The 19,859-nt window shown below is 43.4% G+C and carries 19 protein-coding genes; 12 read left to right on the top strand and 7 right to left on the bottom strand.

Features of this window, described 5'->3' with window-relative positions:
• Positions 1–378: 378 nt before the first annotated feature.
• The 6 genes from JMW85_RS10430 (at position 379) to adk (ending at position 7,371) form a co-directional block, all read left to right on the top strand.
• Positions 379–1,713, top strand: a complete 1,335-nt coding sequence (locus JMW85_RS10430) for a hypothetical protein (protein ID WP_201581699.1) — start codon at positions 379–381, stop codon at positions 1,711–1,713.
• Positions 1,714–1,965: 252 nt separating this feature from the next.
• On the top strand, positions 1,966–3,996 hold the full coding sequence (locus tag JMW85_RS10425; protein WP_055123789.1) for a heme lyase CcmF/NrfE family subunit: 2,031 nt from the start codon (positions 1,966–1,968) through the stop codon (positions 3,994–3,996).
• Position 3,997: 1 nt separating this feature from the next.
• Positions 3,998–4,657 carry a DsbE family thiol:disulfide interchange protein gene (locus tag JMW85_RS10420; RefSeq protein ID WP_201581698.1) on the top strand — a complete coding sequence of 220 codons (660 nt, stop codon included), beginning with the start codon at positions 3,998–4,000 and terminating at the stop codon, positions 4,655–4,657.
• Positions 4,654–5,217 (top strand): cytochrome c-type biogenesis protein, encoded by a 564-nt coding sequence (locus tag JMW85_RS10415; protein WP_087815522.1) that lies wholly within the window; start codon positions 4,654–4,656, stop codon positions 5,215–5,217. The genes JMW85_RS10420 and JMW85_RS10415 overlap by 4 nt, the downstream gene beginning before the upstream one ends.
• Positions 5,214–6,494 (top strand): c-type cytochrome biogenesis protein CcmI, encoded by a 1,281-nt coding sequence (gene ccmI / locus JMW85_RS10410; protein ID WP_201581697.1) that lies wholly within the window; start codon positions 5,214–5,216, stop codon positions 6,492–6,494. Before JMW85_RS10415 ends, ccmI begins: the two co-directional genes overlap by 4 nt.
• Positions 6,495–6,714: 220 nt before the next feature.
• Complete coding sequence (adk, locus tag JMW85_RS10405; protein ID WP_045447000.1) at positions 6,715–7,371, top strand: adenylate kinase; 657 nt, start codon at positions 6,715–6,717, stop codon at positions 7,369–7,371.
• A 241-nt stretch (positions 7,372–7,612) separates the two neighbouring features.
• On the opposite strand, the gene secB is transcribed toward adk, so the two are convergent.
• The 4 genes from secB to rsgA form a co-directional block, all read right to left on the bottom strand.
• Positions 7,613–8,065, bottom strand: coding sequence for a protein-export chaperone SecB (gene secB, locus JMW85_RS10400; protein ID WP_045446997.1), 453 nt, complete (start codon positions 8,063–8,065; stop codon positions 7,613–7,615).
• 168 nt (positions 8,066–8,233) lie between these two features.
• Positions 8,234–8,497 carry a glutaredoxin 3 gene (gene grxC / locus JMW85_RS10395; protein WP_045446994.1) on the bottom strand — a complete coding sequence of 88 codons (264 nt, stop codon included), beginning with the start codon at positions 8,495–8,497 and terminating at the stop codon, positions 8,234–8,236.
• 318 nt (positions 8,498–8,815) lie between these two features.
• A complete protein-coding gene (locus JMW85_RS10390; protein ID WP_045446990.1) occupies positions 8,816–9,271 on the bottom strand; it encodes a rhodanese-like domain-containing protein in 456 nt (151 codons plus the stop codon).
• 179 nt (positions 9,272–9,450) lie between these two features.
• Complete coding sequence (rsgA, locus tag JMW85_RS10385; protein ID WP_055123794.1) at positions 9,451–10,554, bottom strand: ribosome small subunit-dependent GTPase A; 1,104 nt, start codon at positions 10,552–10,554, stop codon at positions 9,451–9,453.
• A gap of 220 nt (positions 10,555–10,774) precedes the next feature.
• On the opposite strand from rsgA, the gene orn reads away from it, so the two are divergent.
• The gene (gene orn, locus JMW85_RS10380; protein ID WP_045446983.1) at positions 10,775–11,362 is read left to right on the top strand and encodes an oligoribonuclease; all 588 of its coding nucleotides are present in this window, start codon (positions 10,775–10,777) and stop codon (positions 11,360–11,362) included.
• Positions 11,363–11,495: 133 nt separating this feature from the next.
• Here orn and JMW85_RS10375 read toward each other — a convergent pair whose 3' ends face one another.
• Complete coding sequence (locus tag JMW85_RS10375) at positions 11,496–12,350, bottom strand: UDP-2,3-diacylglucosamine diphosphatase (protein ID WP_201581696.1); 855 nt, start codon at positions 12,348–12,350, stop codon at positions 11,496–11,498.
• 101 nt (positions 12,351–12,451) lie between these two features.
• Complete coding sequence (locus JMW85_RS10370) at positions 12,452–12,967, bottom strand: peptidylprolyl isomerase (protein WP_045446977.1); 516 nt, start codon at positions 12,965–12,967, stop codon at positions 12,452–12,454.
• A gap of 273 nt (positions 12,968–13,240) precedes the next feature.
• Between JMW85_RS10370 and JMW85_RS10365 the strand changes: the two genes are divergently transcribed.
• The 5 genes from JMW85_RS10365 to JMW85_RS10345 all read left to right on the top strand — a co-directional run bounded on the left by JMW85_RS10365 (position 13,241) and on the right by JMW85_RS10345 (position 18,952).
• Entirely contained in the window at positions 13,241–14,980 is a 1,740-nt protein-coding gene (locus JMW85_RS10365) for a glutamine--tRNA ligase/YqeY domain fusion protein (RefSeq protein WP_201581695.1), read from the top strand.
• Between the two features lie 146 nt (positions 14,981–15,126).
• The gene (locus JMW85_RS10360) at positions 15,127–15,888 is read left to right on the top strand and encodes a phospholipase D family protein (RefSeq protein ID WP_201581694.1); all 762 of its coding nucleotides are present in this window, start codon (positions 15,127–15,129) and stop codon (positions 15,886–15,888) included.
• A gap of 240 nt (positions 15,889–16,128) precedes the next feature.
• Complete coding sequence (locus JMW85_RS10355) at positions 16,129–16,767, top strand: peroxiredoxin (protein WP_201581693.1); 639 nt, start codon at positions 16,129–16,131, stop codon at positions 16,765–16,767.
• 234 nt (positions 16,768–17,001) lie between these two features.
• A complete protein-coding gene (locus JMW85_RS10350) occupies positions 17,002–17,664 on the top strand; it encodes a glutathione S-transferase family protein (protein WP_201581692.1) in 663 nt (220 codons plus the stop codon).
• Between the two features lie 307 nt (positions 17,665–17,971).
• Positions 17,972–18,952: an META domain-containing protein gene (locus tag JMW85_RS10345; protein ID WP_201581691.1), complete on the top strand. Its 981-nt coding sequence runs from the start codon at positions 17,972–17,974 to the stop codon at positions 18,950–18,952.
• 130 nt (positions 18,953–19,082) lie between these two features.
• Here the strand turns inward: JMW85_RS10345 and ruvC are convergent, their stop codons facing one another.
• On the bottom strand, positions 19,083–19,667 hold the full coding sequence (ruvC, locus tag JMW85_RS10340; RefSeq protein ID WP_201581690.1) for a crossover junction endodeoxyribonuclease RuvC: 585 nt from the start codon (positions 19,665–19,667) through the stop codon (positions 19,083–19,085).
• Between the last annotated feature and the right edge of the window lie 192 nt (positions 19,668–19,859).

The raw sequence follows: 19,859 nt of genomic DNA, 5'->3' as shown, positions 1-19,859 counted from the left end.
TTCAATTACATGGACTGATATGAGTTGAAATAATAATCCCTCAATCTATATACAGCGATGTGCGGTCATACAATCACAAATTATAACAGAACAAATGAGCCGCCGCAGTACACCGCCATTTATTTTGTGGTCGTTATTATCTAAAGCGCCTGTAGATGATATTAATATTGTTACTATCGAAAGTAATAGTAAAACGTGTCATCCCTAGTCACAACTTACCTAGGCTCGACGTGTGCTAATGAATGGCAAGTATGCTAAAATCAGGCGATTTATTTGATAATAATTATCATGGGCAGAGCGGCTTTTTGTTAAGCGTTCTAATTTGCTAATCCTTTTTAATTAGCGACGACAATTAACCTGTCAGGGGCAAGATAAGTCATGGATGCAACTTCATTGTGGCAGACAATAGCTGAACACCCAGAGTTTTTTGCCATGCTGACTATTCCGCCTGTGACCGCATTTGTCACATGGATACACGTGTGGATGGCGCTTAAAATGCTGTTCTATCCGATTAAGTTTCGGGGTATTCGTATTCCAAACTTCCCGTTTTTTGGGTTGCCGGGTATTGGCTGGCAAGGTATCGTCCCACGAAAGGCTGGCAAGATATCAGGCGTTATCGTGGATCAAACGCTGTCAAAGCTTGGCTCGCTTGATGAGTTTTTTCAGGCGATGGAGCCTGAGCAGATGGCGGTATTTATCACGGATACCGTGGACAAAAACCTTGAAGCATTGATTGATGAAATTATGCTGGACCATTCGCCAGCGCTGTGGGGTAATCTGCCTTATGCGTTGAAGCGCCGTGTCTACGCTCAAGCGCATCAAGAGCTGCCTAATATCATGCAGTCTTTGGTGACTGACTTGACTCATAACGTCGAAGACTTGGTTGATATGCGCAAAATGATTGTTAACACGATGGAAAGTGATCGTCGTTTAATGGTCAATATGTTTTTGAAGGTTGGTCAAAAAGAGATCGATTTTATTTGGCATATCAGTGCTTTGATTGGTTTGGTCTTCGGTATTATCCAAATGTTTATATTTTTGGCGGTACCGCAGCATTGGACAGTGCCGTTTTTTGCCGCGATTTGGGGCTTTCTTACCAATTGGATTGCTATTTGGATGGTGTTTAATCCTGTAGAGCCGCGATTTATTCCTTATGTGAAGTTTTTTGCCGTCCAGAGTCGCTTTCCCTTTATTAGACCGCAATTACCACATATCGCCCAGTATCGTTTGCAAGGCGGTTTTATGAAACGCCAAGAGGAAGTTTCTGAGGTTTTTGCTGAGATTGTCGTAAAAGATTTGGTGACGCTTGAGAACATCATGAATGAGATGATGTATGGCGACCGTGCTGCGCAAACGCGTGAGTTGATGAAGTCGCATTTATATAAAGTGCTAGAGTCGCCAGTGATTAGTACGACACTGCGCCTAGGCTTGGGTCGCCGCGAATATGGACAGCTAAAAAACACCATCATTGATAAGTCAATTGTTGCGACAATGGTGCCATTGCGAGATCCTGAGCTCAATGAAAGCCGTGCCAGTAAAATTTTTGGGCTGTTTCGTGACCGTATTCGCGCGCTGACGCCAGATGAGTTTCAGAACTTATTACGTCCCGCTTTTCGTGAAGATGAGATGACGTTAATCGTGTTGGGTGGTTTGACAGGGTTTTTAGCAGGCTGGTTGCATCTGGTTTTAGTGTTTTTTCCTGCGATTCAGTAATGACGCATTTTTTATGTCTTTATACACATCGCATACAGAGTGGATACAGAAACGTGACAAGTTGACGCTAATGTACCTTGCTGTAAGCGCCCTCAGCTGCAATGGCTAATGGCGCTTTTATTATAAATAATACTAATAAAGACCAGCAGTATAAATACTCGTAGTAACGATTACTGGATACTTTCGAATATCCTAAAAAACCAATCCCTAAAATAAACAATGACCGTATTAAGGTAAACAAGGTTAGACCGTATGTTAATCACAGAATTGGGTTATTTTGCCTTGCTAGCCGCCTTTATATTGGCGATTTTGCAGGTGGTATTACCAACCGTCGGTATCATGCGTGACCACGTTGCATGGCAGCGTTTGGCACCAAGTCTGGCGTGGGCACAATTTGCTGCCATGATCACATCATTTGCCGCGCTGATGGCAGGCTTTTATTACAATGACTTCAGCCTCGTCTATGTCACTCAGCATTCTAATACGCTGTTGCCTTGGTATTATAAGCTGTCGGCAACTTGGGGTGGTCATGAGGGTTCATTGCTGCTTTGGATGACCATCATGGCTACTTGGTGTGCGCTGGTCTCTTACTTTAGCCGTGGTTTGCCACTGTCTATGCGTGCGCGAGTGTTGGTAATTTTGGCTGGCGTGCAGATGATGATGCTAGCGATGCTGATTTTTACCTCGTCGCCATTTGATCGTACATTGCCAAACTTACCTGTCGATGGTGCGGATCTAAATCCTGTGCTACAAGATTTTGGTTTGATTATTCATCCACCGATGCTGTATATGGGCTATGTGGGTTTGGTCGTGCCGTTTGCCTTTTGTATGGCGGCATTGTGGGAAGGTCGTTTAGATGCAGTGTGGACACGCTGGTCGCGTCCGTGGGCATTGGCGGCTTGGGGCTTTTTGACCGTTGGTATCGCACTAGGCTCATGGTGGGCCTATTACGAGCTTGGCTGGGGTGGTTGGTGGTTCTGGGATCCAGTAGAGAACGCTTCATTGATGCCATGGCTGGCTGGTACAGCGCTGCTACATTCGCTTGCCGTTACAGAAAAACGTGGTGTCTTTAAAGCATGGACGATTATGCTGGCGATTTTTGCTTTTGCACTCAGTCTATTGGGCACCTTTCTCGTGCGTTCTGGCGTTATTACCTCGGTGCATTCGTTTGCCGCAGACCCAACGCGTGGTCTGGTCATTTTAGTCATTCTCGGTGTGATCATCGGCGGTGGCTTGTTGATGTTTGCAGTACGTGGTTGGCGTTTAACGGTCGAAAGTCAGTATCAACTGATCTCACGCGAGTCATTTTTAGTCATTAACAACGTTATTATTTTGATTTCGACTTTGGTCGTACTACTCGGCACGCTCTATCCTATCATTGCTGACTCCTTTAATTTAGGTCAGGTGTCTGTCGGCCCTCCTTACTTTAATGCGCTATTTGTACCGCTCACGTGGCTGATATTAGTGGCAATGGGTATGGGCTCGAACATTCGCTGGAAAAAAGACAGCCGTCCGCTATTGGGCGCTGGTATGGTCATTGCAGCCAGTAGTTTAGTGCTTGCAGCAGTTATCACGTATTTTGTGAGCCCGTCTGCGATGCTTAATATTGGCGTTACCTTGGCGGTCAGTTTTTGGGTACTGCTATGGATGGTGGTTGATTTTAAAGACAAAACCAAAAACGCACCCAATTTTGTTAAAGGGTTACGCCAGTTACGTCTGAGCTATTGGGGTCAACAGACCGCTCATATCGGTGTCATTATTGCCGTCATCGGCGTCGCATTTACCAGTACGTTAAGTATTGAACGTGATGTCGCGCTTGGACCAAACGATAGTGTTCATGTTCAAGGCTATGACTTTACCGTTAAAGGCTTTCGTGAAGTCAAAGGCAGTAACTTTGATGCCACCCAAGCTGAGGTTGAAATCAGCAAAGATGGCCGTGCTGTGACTACACTGTATCCTGAAAAACGTAATTACATCATTAGTATGATGCCAGTCACAGAAGCCGCGATTGATGCTAGCCTCATGCGTGATGTTTATGTAGCACTGGGCGAACCTATCGCCGAAGATAGCAACGAATGGGCAGTACGTATTTATGTGAAACCGCTTATCCGCTGGATATGGCTAGGCGCTCTGATTATGGCGTTTGGTGCAGTACTGAGTATTCTTGATCATCGCTATCGTATTAAGAAAACCAAGACACCTGCACAAATTGCGGCGAATAAAGCAGGCTTTACCACCGTCGCCGATTTGGATGCGTCAGCATTAAAGACAGGGGATAATTAATATGAACACATCAAAGCAATCCCCTGAGCAAAATGTAAAGCAAGATAAGGTAGGTGGCACGAAAACCATGAACAAAAAGCAACTTAAGCTATGGTTTTTGATTCCACTGATCGTTTTCATTGGCTTAATCATCATGCTATATCTGCGTTTGGGTAAGCCGACGGATATCGTTACCAATACGGCACTTGAGCGCCCAGTTCCCGCTTTTGAGCTGCCTTTATTATCAGATACCAGTCGTATCATGACCAATGAGAATCTGCCTGATAAGCCCTTTTTGATGAACATTTGGGGCTCTTGGTGCCCAACTTGTATTATTGAGCATCCTTTTCTTATGCAACTAGAGGAGCGCGGTGTCAATCTGGTCGGGGTCAACTATAAAGATGATATTGGTGATGCCCTAGGCTACTTAAACCGAGGTGGCGATCCGTTCTCGATGTCCATTCAGGATTTATCTGGTCAGTTTGCTTTGGACTTAGGTTTGACGGGTGCACCTGAGACTTTCGTAGTCGATGGTAATGGTATTATTCGTCAGCACATCATTGGTGAGATCAATGAAAGCAACTGGCAAAGCCGTATTACGCCCTGCTTGATGGTGCTCAATGAAGCCAATAATAACAACGTCAGTCCAGATCCGACTCAGGTTGCGGAGGCGTGTAAATGATAGCCAATAAAATAACAGCTGTTACGTTAAAAGTAGCGAGCTTATTGATAGCTTGTTTAATAAGTATGGCAAGCTATGCTGCTATTGAGGTCTATGACTTTGATTCTGTGCAGCAAGAAGCCCAATATCGTGGTCTCATCGAAGAGCTGCGTTGCCCAAAATGTCAAAACCAAAATCTTGCAGGATCGGATGCGCCCATTGCTCAAGATTTAAAGCAAAAAACGTATGATTTGATAAAAGATGGTCGTAGTGATGGCGAGATTCGTGCTTATATGCAGGAACGTTATGGCGATTTCATCACTTATAAGCCGCCTGTCCGTCCATCAACGTGGATTTTGTGGTTTTTTCCGCCACTATTACTCATCAGTTTACTCATAGGCTGGTTCTGGCAAAGCAAACGACGTCAGCTTGTCGCTAGTGGTGAAAGCGGGGTAACGGTCAATAGTACGGCTGCTGCTCTATCTGCTGCCGAAAAAGCCGAGATTGATCGTCTGTTATCCCGTGCTTCGAGCGATGACAAAAACGACCATGATATTACAAGCCTCAAGGACAAAAAATGACCATATTCTCTACTGTGGGCTTATTTATTGCTCTAAGCTTACTCATCGCCCTAATACTCGCTGTTATTACTATCATGCCTTGGCTGCGAGCATCACGCTCGCCAGAAAAGCCTATGGACAATCAGCTGTTGGATATCAACGTTGCTGTGTTCCGTGAGCGTCTAGCAGAACTAAAAACAGATAAAGACAATGGCACGATCGATGACAGCCATTACCAGAACCAAAAACTGGAGCTTGAACGCCAGTTATTGGATGCTCAGCGTGAAGTCACACCGATGGTCGCGCCTGGTATCAAAAGCCGATTGATCATTACTGTCTGGGTGCCAGTCCTCGCGGCGATGGCGTATTTGATGGTCGGCGATCGTACGCCTGTGTTCGAGCTTTGGGCAGCTGAAGACAAAGTGGGTCAAGTGGCTGATGACTTGTTAACGGGTAAGATTGATCAGCCGCCTGCTTGGGCGATTGAAGATGGTCAACAGCTGATTAGTGCCATGCAGACCAATGTCTATCGTCACGCTGATGATCCAGATCGCTGGATGCGTTTATCAGAATTATTCTTATCATTAGAAGCGACGGATTCCGCAATTGAAGCCTTGTCGCGTGCTTATCGTTTGTCACCAGACAATGAAGAGATTGCAACCACTTATGCACAGATTAGCTTCTTTGCCAATAAAGGCCAATTAGACGCTAATAGTCGCCGAGTGCTACAAGACGTGTTGGCTAAAAATCCAGATCATGAGGGCGCGCAAATGCTCATGGCAATGGGTGAGGCACGGAGTAGTAATTTCGATCAAGCACAAGGCTGGATTAAGCGTCTACGTGACAGTATTGCGGCTAAATCTGGTGATCATACCAAAGCATTGGCGAGTCTAGATGAGCTAAGTGCTAATGTCACCGCTCAGCAACAGCAAGCCTCTGAAGGTGTTGAAGTGACTGTTAAAATTAATGCTAGCCTGCTGCCGTTAGTCAAAGCCGATGATGTGTTGTTTGTCGCCATACGTGATGTCAATGGTGGACCACCATTTGCTGCCAAACGTTTGCCGATCAGTGTTATCAAGCAAGGTGAAGCCAGCATTAGCCTAAGCGATTTGGATGCCATGATGCCTGAACGTACTTTGAAATCGGCGAGAGCGGATAAAGTTCAGTTGGCTGTCATCGCTCGTATCAGCCATAGTGGTACTGCCAGTGCAGAGTCAGGGGATTTGTCAGGTAATCCAGTGGTGATTAGTGCGGAACAAAATCAGGTCAATGTTGAAATTAATCAACAAATTCCATAGTATTTATATCTGTTGTTGTCAGCACCTCTGACGTAAGCGCTGTTGTCCGATACAGCAGCGCGCAACAGCATTATATGAACAGATAAGTCATGACAACTTATCACTGTAAATAATGAAAATACTTGAGCTTTGCCAAGCCACAAGGTAAGGTAGCTTGGCAAACAACCAATCCCTGAGTTTTATTAGTCCCAAAATCCTATCTATTAAGGAGAATCGTGTAATGATGCGTATTATTTTGCTAGGTCCACCAGGCGCCGGTAAAGGTACCCAAGCCCAGTTTATTTCTAAAGAATATGATATCCCGCAGATCTCAACTGGCGATATGCTGCGTGCAGCAATCAAAGAAGGCAGCGAGCTTGGCAAAAAAGCCAAAGACATCATGAATGCTGGTGGTTTGGTTTCTGATGACCTCATTATTAACCTAGTGAAAGAACGTATCGCTAAGCCTGATTGTGCCAATGGTTGTATTTTGGATGGTTTTCCGCGTACGATTCCACAGGCTCAAGCACTTGCAGATGCTGACGTTGCTATCGATCATGTAATCGAAATCAGCGTGCCGGATGACGAGATTGTCAAGCGTTTATCTGGTCGTCGCCAACATCCTGGTTCAGGTCGCGTTTATCACGTTGATCACAATCCACCCAAGGTTGAGGGTATCGACGATGTTACGGGCGAAGCATTAATCCAGCGTGAAGATGATAAAGAATCTACCATTCGTGATCGTCTAGCGACTTATCATGAGCAAACATCAGCGCTTGTTGGTTTTTATCAAGACAAGGCCAAAGAAGGTGCCGATGCCCCTAATTATGATAAGTTTGATGGCACGCAAGGCATCGATGAGGTTAAGCAACAAATTTTATCAGCGTTAAAAGGCTAATCATCGATTTTGAATAATTGATGATGAGATTGAAGACCCTGTTTATTAGCAGGGTTTTTTTATGTCTGATGGTTTTAACTGTATGTCTCACAATATTACTCAGTAGAACTCTCATTGCTCAACGATTTTTTTGAATAAGCGCTTAAACAGCATCCACAAAAAAGCCGCTCACTCGTGATGAGTAAACGGCTTTTTTATTAAAATATACTGCGAATAAAGCTAGCACATTTTTTCTTAAAACTTATGCATTACCTTCAGCATCAACTTGTGCTTGTTGCTGGCTTTGCGCGTAAGCTTGGTCAAAGTTGACAGGGGCTAGCAATAACTGCGGGAAGCTACCACGCGTTACGATGTCGCTGATGACTTCACGAGCATACGGGAACAAAACGTTCGGGCAGTATGCACCTAAGATTTGACCGATTTGGTCTTCTGGGATGTCTTTTAATAAGAAGATACCTGCTTGATGCACTTCAGCGATAAATGCCGCTTCTTCCGCATTTTTTGCTGTAACGCTCACCGTTAAGATGACTTGATAATGATCGTCATCCAGTTTTTCAGCGTTGCTAGACAAATTGATATCAAGCTCTGGGTTCCACTCTTTGGTGAACACACTAGCGCCTGGGACTTCAAGTGACATGTCTTTTACGTAGATACGCTCTAGTGCCAATTGTGGTTGTGCTTGTTCTTCAGCCATGATAAATCCTCTAAAAGTTGATCAAGTAGTTGGACAAACTGTCATTTTAATAAAAGTTCATTGTAATATAAATCGAGACAAAATCTGGATGTTTTTATTACTCTCTTTTATCTTTGCCGCTGTCTATCATTGCACAGGCAAAGACAGACAGCAACGAAAAGTAGCAGATTAACCTGCTAATAGCTCGTCAAGTTTGCCTTGTTGGTTCATTTGATTGAGCTCATCAAAACCACCGACAAAGGTCTCACCGACGAAAATTTGTGGCACAGTGCGATAGTTATTGGTTTTTTTCATTAATTCTTGACGCTCTTCGCGGCTCATATCGTGCATGCCAATTTCTTCGTAGTCAACGCCTTTAGTTTTTAAGAGTTGTTTGGCGTTTGAGCAATATGGGCAGATAGGCGTCGTATAAACTTTAACAGCGACAGTCATGGTAAATCCTTATTTATAAGTTTAGAAGGTAACCGTTTTATTATAAAAAGTATTATAAATAATTATTTGATAAAAATTCTTATAATCCGTTACCAGCAAGTAAATTGAAGATAGATTCGGTAATGCTCGTTATTAAAGTGGGGATGAGTAGAGCAAATTCAAGATGTTTGAGTATAAAAGCGCTGACGGTAGCATAAATGCCACAAACAAAAAAACACCTATCGATAAGGTGTCTTTTTTATTTGTGAATATTCAACGCGCCTCAATCATATACCAATTGATACGGGCTAAATATTTTTTAAACAGCAGTATAGCGGACTACTTATGTAGACTTGGTTTGGCTTTGCCTTTATTTTTAGGCTTTGCGTCTTTTAAACCAACCAATGGCATGCCCGCTGCTTGCCAGCCGCCGATACCACCTTCTAAGCGATAGACACTGTCCTTGCCGATCATCTGAATCGCCGCGCCTGCTTGCACACCCATATCACAAATGATAATCACTGGCTGCTCAATTGCACGGATTTCTTCTAAGCGGTCTTTAAGCTCAGTGAACGGTATGTTACGGCTGCCTTGGATGTAACCGGTCTCAAACTTCTTTTTGGCACGAATATCGATTAGCTGCGCGTTTTGCGAGTTAACCATCATACCTAAGGTATTGGGCGATATTTTTCTGCCACTACGTTTGTTTTCAATCGTAAAAAATAGCACGGCAAGTACGGCTAATATACCAAATAAAAACGGGTGGTTGCCCACAAATTCCAGCGCACGATCCAAACCATACCTCCAAAAAAATAAGTGTTCGGTTAAGCTGAGAAGACAGCCTAACGATACTGAACAAGGCGCTATTATACCGATTAGACCATCCATAGTAAACGGGCGATGGTCAACCAAGCGATTAACGAGTTATAAGGCAGCGATTACAATTAATAAGGCGGATACCAATAATGCCAATATTAATAGGGCTTAGTATCGGCCTCTTCTCTTAGGGTAACGAGGTTTTCCACACGGCGCTGCAATACCACGCCGTCAGCAACCGCTTGCCATAGGGCGCAGCCTTTGCTGTTGTGAGTATGACGACAATCACGGAACTGACAGTTGCCAGATAACGGTGCAAGCTCCACAAATCCTGAAATGATATCATCGGGTGTGAGATGCCAAATGCCGTATTCGCGGATACCTGGCGTATCGACGATACCGCCTTGGGTCAAGTCGGCTGGATTAAATGGTAATAAGCGACTGGTGGTGGTGGTGTGTTGACCAAGTTTTGAGTTATCAGAGATGATATTGACGCTTTGTGCCGATTCAGGTAGTAGTGCATTGATTAAACTGCTTTTACCGACACCAGATTGTCCCGCAAAAATAACCAGTTTTTTATCGATATAACGTTTTAATTCATCCAGCCCTTCTTGCTCATCACTATCCGCAACGTTTTCAGGGCAGTCGACTGAGGTGAGAACGCTCTCATAACCGAGAGAAGCATATTGTGCCAATAATTCTTTGGTATCGACGCCGTTTTCTTCTGCCAATAAATCGGCTTTATTAAGCACCAACAGCGGCTTTACGCCAGCATGATGACAGACGACCAAATAACGATCGATGAGGGTTGGCGCGGCAGCAGGTAGCGGCGCAAATACAATCGCCAAAATATCGACATTGGCGGCGACAGGTTTAAGTTTATGATAACGATCAGGACGCGAGACCAGAGAGGTACGCGGCTTGACCGATTCAATACGTCCAAAGCCCGTGTTAGGATCGGCACTCCAGCGTACTTGGTCGCCAGCAGCTAGCATCGGTAAGTTAGTACGCACATGACAACGCCAAATATCGCCTAATGCCAGCTCTTGCCAAAACGGCTCAGGATCATCGGGGGCAATCTCCGGCTGCACGGGTATCACCGCAGGCAAGCTGGTCACTTGTACTTCCAACTGCTTGCCATAATGCGCCATGACTACGCCATCCATCAAACTGTCATCGATGCTGTCTTGACTTGCCAGCTGTTGTTTGTCGATGCGACGAATCTGTTGCTTAGTCAGTTTGCGTTGCCGAATTAATGCCATGGGTTTTAAACCTATTAAAAAAATATTGCTAAGTGTAGCGTGAAAGTTTGATAACATACAGCCTAAAGCGCCTGCTGCAGACAGAGATTTTGTAACGTTTTAAGGGTTATAAATCAGTAGATGCAACGTTTTGCTACTTATGCATGAACATTGATAGGCGATTTATCTAATTAATATTGCTCCAAAGTTGTTCTAAACTTTATTGACCATAGGATATTTTATGAGTACCGGTGACCACCCCAACAAGATTAAAATTAGAAACCAAGGCAAAAAAGGGCTGGTATGGATTGACCTAGAAATGACCGGGCTGGATACCTTGAATGACGAGATTATCGAGATTGCTACCGTTGTCACTGATGAAGATTTAAATGTCCTAGCCGAAGGGCCAGTGTTCGCTATAAAAGTATCGGATCAAACGTTAAATAAAATGGATGATTGGAATACCAAGCAGCATGGTCAGTCAGGATTGGTCGACCGTGTCCGCCGTAGTACCGTGACATTGGCAGAGGCCGAAGCTGAGACGATTAAGTTTCTCAATAAATGGGTCGATAGTGGTAAGTCGCCAATGTGTGGCAATTCTATCTGTCAAGATCGCCGCTTTATGGCGCGTCAAATGCCGGAATTAGAAAAATTCTTCCATTATCGCAATCTGGATGTGTCGTCAATCAAAGAGCTTTGCTTCCGCTGGCGTCCTGATATTCTCAGAAACTTTGAAAAAGGCGGCAGTCATTTAGCATTAGATGATATTCGTGATTCTATTCGTGAGCTAAAGCATTATCGTCAGCATTTCTTTAAATTAATACCGTAAAGTAAGAGTTGAGCGACCAATAGTTTGACACTTAGATTCGCGTCAATCATGCAGTGTCATTTATATAAAAAGAGGTCTGTTGATAATTCAACAGACCTTTTTTATTGTTCAGAGGCGCTCAAAAAAAACGACATTAAATGAGCGACTTAAACTCAATCAATCTAAATTCAGCAGCAATACTATTAAAACTGTCATTTGAATGCTCGTCGCCTGTCACTGTGCCGACCACCGCACTGACTTTTGGCTGGCGGGTGTCTTTATCTAACAATCGCCAGTCGCCAAGCACGTAGCGTTTTTTATCATGAGTCGCGTGATAAATAGCTGGACGATGAGTATGTCCGTGCAGTAAAGCATCGCTATCGCTGATGGCTTGCAGCACAGCATCATCATTGACATCCATGATACGTGCTGCTTTATTGGCATTATTCTGCTGGCTTTTTTGCCGCATTTTATCGGCGATAGCCAAACGCTTTTCTAAAGATTTGTTGAGCAAATACCACTGGGTTAACCGATTACGCATGATTTTGCGAAAAAACTGATACTTTTTATCATCAGTACACAGCGCATCACCGTGCTCTAAGCGATAGCTTTGCTTACCGACAGTCAAAGTATACGGCTCATAAATAAGCTCGCCACCAAATAGATTGCAGAATGGCTGACCTAATAAAAAATCACGGTTGCCATGCATGACCAAAATCTCGCAGCCAGCTATGCGCAGTTTTTTTAATTTAACGATAAGCGGAGTGAGCCAATGACTTTGTCGTTCCTCGTCGGATAAAGACAAATAAAAATCATCACCGAGCCAAACTTCAAACCAATCACCTAAGATAAATAAGCGCTTGAGCGCAGGCAGAGCAAGGCAATCATCAAGCAGCGCCAAAAAAGCCTGCACTAAGGCAGGCTCTTCAGGCGATAAATGCAAATCGCTAATCAATACTTGCCGCACCTCATGAGGGCGGGTGGTAATTAGGTGGTCAAAACTTTGCATTTATCCTTATCCTCGTAATTTTAAACAGCAACGACTCATAAGCTTTTACAGACTTATCGCTACTGAGTAATAACTATTGAAGAATGATTACTGAGAGACAGTTATTTAGTAATAATAGTCGCTGAATTGATAACCACTGGCTCTTTTGGCACATCAGCATGCATGCCGAAACGACCAGTAGGTACGCCGCGCATTTTTTCGATGACATCCATACCGCTTGTTACTTTACCAAATACGGTGTAGCCCCAACCTTGCATATTTTTGCCAGAGTGGTTTAGGAAGTCGTTGTCTTTTACGTTAACGAAAAACTGGCTGGTTGCTGAATGCGGATCTTGCGTACGCGCCATCGCAATCGTACCAGCGTCGTTTTTTAGACCGTTGTCTGCTTCGTTTTCAACAGGGGCATTGGTCGCTTTTTCATTCATTTCAGCGTCCATTCCGCCGCCTTGAATCATAAAGCCGTCAATGATGCGATGGAAAATCGTACCGTCATAATGACCAGATTTTACATAGTTTAAAAAGTTTTCAACGGTTTTTGGTGCTTTTTCTTCATTGAGTTCGATAACGATCGCACCCATATTGGTGTCTAGTTCTACTACTGGTGGCATGTCTACCATGTGATATTCCTCTTTGATTGCAGCGCCTAAAATGACGCTGTTAAGTGGTGGCTAAAAAGTTGGTGATTAAAAAGTTATGGCTAGTCTAACGGCTTTTTTATCTCGTGTCATGTATCAGGCTGTTAATGCCTTTGCAAAAGCTGATAGAATAACGCAACTTTAGCTTTTTATTATCATTTTTAATAACTTGTTTTTAATGATTTGGTTTGAATTTTCCATGCTGCGTGATGGCACGTAGCATGAACTGACAATTTGCGTTAGGAGCAATGCCCGATGAGTGAACACTCAAGCAACAATGCACAAAAAGACGAACAAAAAAACGATTTTATTCGCAATATCATTCGTGACGATGTCAAGGCACAAAAATACCCACAAATCGTGACGCGCTTTCCGCCAGAGCCAAACGGCTACTTGCACTTGGGGCACGTAAAATCTATCTGCCTAAACTTTGGCGTGGCCGAAGAGTTTGGTGGTGTTTGTAACCTGCGTTTTGATGACACCAACCCAACCGCAGAAAAGCAAGACTTCATCGATAATATCGAAAATGATGTCAAATGGCTTGGATTTGAGTGGGCAGGAGAGGCGCACCATGCGTCAGGCTACTTCGACCAGTTGTATGCATGGGCTGTGCAGTTGATTGAACAGGGTGATGCCTATGTAGACTTGCAGTCACCTGAGCAAATTAAAGAAAACCGAGGCTCATTCAATGAGGCTGGCACAGCGTCACCACATCGTTCTGCCAGTGTTGAAGAAAACTTGACCCTCTTTAACGGCATGAAAGAAGGCAAGTTTGCGGAAGGCAAAGCCGTGTTACGTGCCAAGATTGATATGGCAAGCCCAAATATGAACATGCGTGACCCTGTCATCTATCGCGTCATGCATCAAGCGCATCACCAAACGGGTGATAAATGGTGCATTTATCCTATGTATGATTTTGCCCATCCGCTCTCTGATGCACTCGAAGGCATTACCCATTCATTATGTACGCTGGAGTTTGAAGATCATCGTCCATTTTATGATTGGGTCATTGACAAAATTGGCTTTGATGTACCACCGCACCAGTATGAATTTAGCCGCTTAAATGTCGATCATACCTTGACCAGCAAGCGTAAGCTTAAACAGTTGGTTGACGAAAATATCGTTAGTGGTTGGGATGATCCGCGTATGCCGACGATAGCTGGCATGCGTCGCCGTGGTTATACACCAGAGGGTTTACGTGATTTCTGTGAGCGTGTTGGTGTAACCAAAGTCGACAGCGTCGTTGACTTTCGCTTATTAGAATTCAGCATTCGCCAATCATTAGAGACGACCACAGGTCGTGGTATGGCGGTACTTAAGCCATTAAAAGTGACCATTACCAACTTTGCCGAAGCGGTCAGCAGTTGGGAGTCGCAAAAAGCGGACAGCGTCAATGCTCGCTTTGATGATGCTTCGCAAACCTTATGGCTGACGCAGCCGAACCATCCTAATGTCGATATGGGCGAGCGTGAAATCCCTTTCACTGAAGCCCTTTATATCGATCAAGGCGATTACGAGATTGAGCCGCCAGCAGGGTATAAGCGTCTATCGCCAGAAAAGCCAGAAATCCGTTTGCGTAATACCTATGTATTGGCAGTGACTGAGCACATTACGGATGAAGCGGGCAATGTGGTCGAACTAAAAGCGACGATTGATCCGACGACATTGGGTCAAAATCCTGAAGGTCGTAAGGTTAAAGGCGTGATTCATTGGGTATCAGCTAGCCAAGGCATTCCAGCAACGGTGCGCATGTATGAGCAGTTATTTAGTGTTGAAGACCCAAGTGGCGTCGCTGACGTCCATCAAGCATTGAATCCTAACTCGTTGACTGAACTCAATGCCGTGGTGGAACCGTCATTGGTGAATGCGGACGCTGGCACACGCTTCCAGTTTGAGCGTGAAGGTTACTTTATCTCTGATAGCGAAGACCATAGCACTGACAAACCAGTCTTTAACCAAATCGTCAGCTTGCGTGACAGCTATAAGCCAGCTTAATTTATCACTATTAACGGCATTAGCGCTTATTTGAAAAGCTACTGAACAATAGTAGTTTGCAAGCTTGCCCATTTCTAGTACGCTAGGGATGGGCTTTTTTGTGCATGATTATAAAGTGATTGATCGTAAGACTTGAGGAAATAATAATGGCAAAATTTTTAAACAGCAGTGGCACGACTTACCATTTAGAAGAATTGATTAAAAGTGCGTCTGATAGGTTGATTATCATCAGTCCCTATCTAAAGCTGAATGAGCGTATTAAAGAGCTATTAGAAGACCGTAATCGCCTAAAAATCGATATTCGCATTGTCTATGGCAAGAATGATTTGCACCCAGAAGAAATAAACTGGCTCAAAAATCTGACATTTATTCGTACCAGCTTTTGCAAAAATTTGCATGCGAAGTGCTACCTCAATGAAAACGAATGCATCATTACCAGTTTGAACCTTTATGAATTTAGTCAAGTCAATAATAATGAAATGGGCGTGCTGATTTATCGTAATGAAGATGCCAAACTATATGCCGATACTTATGAGGAGGCACAGCGCATTATTCGTATCAGCGATGAAGTGCGCATGTCGCTTGAAAAAGTGACCGAATCTGATGGTAGGACTGATAATACTGCTACTAACAGTCATACAATGCCCAGCAATAGTGCTAATACAACGGTCGCACCTACTGCTACAGAAGTGGCAACGCCTAATTATTCTAAATTAACGACGGCGAAGCTTGCCAAAGAGCTGGGTTTTAAGACCCAAGAGTTAAATGATAAGTTACTTGCAGCGGGCTATTTACAAGAGCAAGAAGGTGAGCTTACATTAACAGATGCTGGGCGTGCAGCAGGTGGTACCAGTAAAAAAGGTAAATTCGGTGATTTTTGTTTATGGGATTCTGGAATGGTGATTTGATTCATTCGTTAAGTCTATGCTAAGTTACCTAGTAATAAACAGAATAACCGCATTACAATCCTTCATAAGACAGTCATAACCAGTTTGCTAAGATAAAATAGAATTTTTGCTGACGTGCTTTGAGTTATTGTGTAATATCTGACAGGGCACGTTGATAATAAGAAGTACGTTGATAATAATAGAGCGCGTGAATATCTTTGGATATTAGTGCTCATCACTAACATAGCTAAGGAATTAAGCATGGCACATTTACGTTTAGGCGATATCGCACCGAATTTTGACGCTGCAACCACGGAAGGTGACATCAACTTTCACGAGTGGGCAGGCGATAATTGGGTCGTTTTTTTCTCCCATCCAGCTGATTTTACGCCAGTATGTACGACTGAGCTTGGCCGTGCTGCGGCACTGAATGGCGAATTTCAAAAGCGTGGTGTCAAGCCAATCTGTATCTCTGTTGATGGTATCGATGACCATCATGCGTGGGCAAAAGACATTGGTGAGACTCAAGGTACTGAGCTAAATTTTCCAATCATTGCTGATCCGAACAAAGAAGTCGCTGAGCTATATGACATGATGCATCCAAATGCAGATAGCACGCATACGGTACGCAGTGTCTTCATTATTGATCCAAATAAAAAAATCCGCTTAACGCTGACTTATCCTGCGAGCTGTGGTCGTAATTTTGACGAGATTATCCGTGTCATTGATGCTCTGCAACTGTCTGATGAATATAATATTGCGACGCCAGTTGACTGGAAAGACGGTGATGATGTCATCATTCCACCAAGTGTTAAAAACGAAGATATTGCGGCCAAATACCCTAAAGGTTATACAGAAATTAAGCCTTATTTACGTACCACGCCTGCACCCAATAAATAAGTAGCATGATTGGATGAATGCAATGAAGCCTCATGACGTAACGTTGTGGGGCTTTTTGTTGTTTAGTCTCTGATCAAAAAAGCAAGCCTAATAAGGCTTTGCTATGATGAGCAGAGTAGGATATAACTGTTGTATAAAGGATGGTCAGTCTTCATTTATCATCAACAGCGTAATAACCATAATAAAACTAGATAGCGTTGCCTCGCTTTTACCCAATCTTACAAGGAGTTTGCCATGAAAAAACTATACGTCACCCGTACTGCACCCAATCCACGTAAAGCCCTTATTTTGTTAGCATCAAAAGGTATCGATGTCGATGATATGGATGATGTGGACGTGATTGATATTGATTTTGCTGCCAATGAGCAAATGTCAGACAAGTTCACCAAAATAAATCCAATGCAGACCGTGCCAGTTCTAACACTAGGTGATGGCACTGTACTCAATGATTCACAGGCTGTATGTGAGTATCTCGACCGTGTCTATGGTGAGCGCTCGGTGATGGGCAATGATGTGATACAACGTGCGCAAGTGTGCGCTATGCGCCGCATTGCTGAGTTTGAGGTATTATATAACTTTATGCTGGCTTTTCAGCACAGTCATCCGTCCAAAGCCCAACGCGTTGAGCAAGTCCCAGAGTTTGTCGCGCCATCTGTTGCACGGGCTGTTAAAGCCCTTGCTTATTTTGAAAATATTTTAGAAGGTCGTGAGTATTTGGTCGGGGATCAATTAAGCTTTGCTGATATCGTCCTATATCTCGGTTTAGATTTTGGTAAAGTCCTTAACGTAAATCCGAATGAGCAGGGCGAAAATCTTGCGCGTTTTTATCAAATGATGAATGAGCGTTTCAGTATTAAAAATATGGCAAAAGCCAAAATTGCTCATACAAACGAGTAAGACTAGCGAGTAAGACTAGCGCGAAAAATTAAAAATGCGACATCACTGATGGTCTTGAATAATTGATGAAATTTTCAATTATCTGAGACCATTGATTTTTTATGGTACTTTTAAATATTAAAATAGCAGTTACGATGAATTCATAAAAATAAACACTTTGTTACAACCATAGTAATCAACGGCGCTATAGTGGTGAATTGTGACGCTTTAATTAAGTGGATATCATCAGCCCCTTATTGTTAAATATTTAACCTGATTTTTTAAATACTTTGACTTAAAAAAGGGATAACCACAAGGTATAACTGCTATGACCTCATCTGTTAAAAAACGGCCAATTCGATTCACTTTACTACCAAGTTTGTTGGCACTAAGCTTGGCATTAAGTGCTTGCCAAGATGCTTCTTTACCCAATGAAAGTGACGTACAAGAAGGTAATCAGACAAGCGCTGATGCAATAAATGATGATGGCATAGATATGAATGCTGATGCAGTAACGGATGATACTCAGATGGATAAGATGAGCGATGAAGAGAAAATGATTTCCAATCTTTCACGTTATCGTTGGACATTGATGTCTGTAATGGACAAAGGCGCACAGCCATTAAACATGCTGACGGATATTAAAGACCAAGTGCGTTTGTCTTTTAATCAATACCAAGGTGAGAATACGTTAAGTTATAGCGTTGGTTGTAATACCATGAGCGCCGGTTACCAATTGCAAGGTCATACTTTGACTGTTGAAGAGGGTATGAGTACGAAAATGTCTTGTGGCGAGCTTGATAAGGCTGAAAATAGTTTAAGTCAGCTGATGCAAGGTGAAAGCCAGTTAACATTAGTGAGAGCTAACAGTGCCAAAGATGGCGACGCTAAAGACAACAACTCTCAGGATGATAGTCTCAAGAGTGATAAGCCAATATTAACCCAAGTCACCAGTGATGGAGCAACGTTGATTTGGGAAGGCAGGCTTACCTCACAAGCCAAGTATAATAGTAAAGGTGAGACCGTATTCTGGGCAGTAAGCTCGAAAATGATACCTTGCACCGATAATGGCTTAGAGATGTGTCTACAAGTGAAACCCATTACCTATGATGACCAAGGTATTAAAATGAGCGAAGGCAAGTGGGCAGTCTTTACGGGTGAAATCGATGGCTATCAGCATGATGGCATGCACGATGAAGTATTACGTTTACAGCGTTACCCATTAGACAGTGACGATAGCAATAGTATAGAAGGCGAAGAATATGCTTATGTGTTGGATGCAGTGATTGAAAGTGCCGTCGCAGAGTAGTCGATTTAAGCAGTTGCATTTTTATAGTAAAGCGATTTTACAGTAAAACTATAGTGTAAATAGCTTAGACAGTTCGAAAAACACGCGGCATTTAGACGCGTGTTTTTTTATGCTTGTTTTATAAGCGTTCTTAACGCAAATTGCCTAAATCTTCTTCTGTCAAACGCCAGCGGCCTTTTTTCTTAGACGCACCGCGCCCACGCATGGCGCTGTTTAATATTAATTTATTCATGGAATGGCTTGAATGCGCATGACAGATGGCGCAGGCAAGACCATCGGCGGCATCTTGCTGTGGCACGACATCCAAATATAGTATGCGGCAGACCATCTCTTGCACTTGCTCTTTGGCCGCTGCGCCATAACCGCAAACGGCTTGCTTAATCTGGCGAGCGGTATATTCTGATACTTCTAAGTCTAGAGCAACCATGGCGGCAATAGCAGCACCTCGCGCTTGCCCAAGTTTCAACGCTGAGTCAGGGTTTTCTGCCATAAACACTTGCTCGATAGCCGTATAAATAGGCTCATCTGCATATTTCAAATGATGCTGTGTGATGCGCGTTAAGCCATTAAAAATCCGCTTTAGACGTTCAGGCATCTCTTTGGTGTCGGTACGTATGGTACCTGCATCGATATAGGTGAGTTTGTCGCCTGTTTGTTGCACGATGCCATAACCGGTCATGCGCGAACCAGGATCAATCCCGATAATAATTGCCATAATATCCCATCTTGCTTACATTTTATTTTATATTCAATCCTATATAAATCAGATACGGTGTCAGACTCGCTCAGCCTATTACTCGTAGTACTTTTACTCATCTTCCTTGTATCCAAATTATATTGTACCGACTATATGGCTTAAAAATCAGCCTTAAGTTTGATAGTATAGCAATCAATCCCCATATACATC

This window comes from Psychrobacter glacincola, from assembly GCF_904846075.1.
Classification (GTDB): domain Bacteria; phylum Pseudomonadota; class Gammaproteobacteria; order Pseudomonadales; family Moraxellaceae; genus Psychrobacter; species Psychrobacter glacincola_C.
The sequence above is the reverse complement of the archived record's forward strand: the minus strand, read 5'-3'. Positions and strand labels throughout refer to the sequence as shown.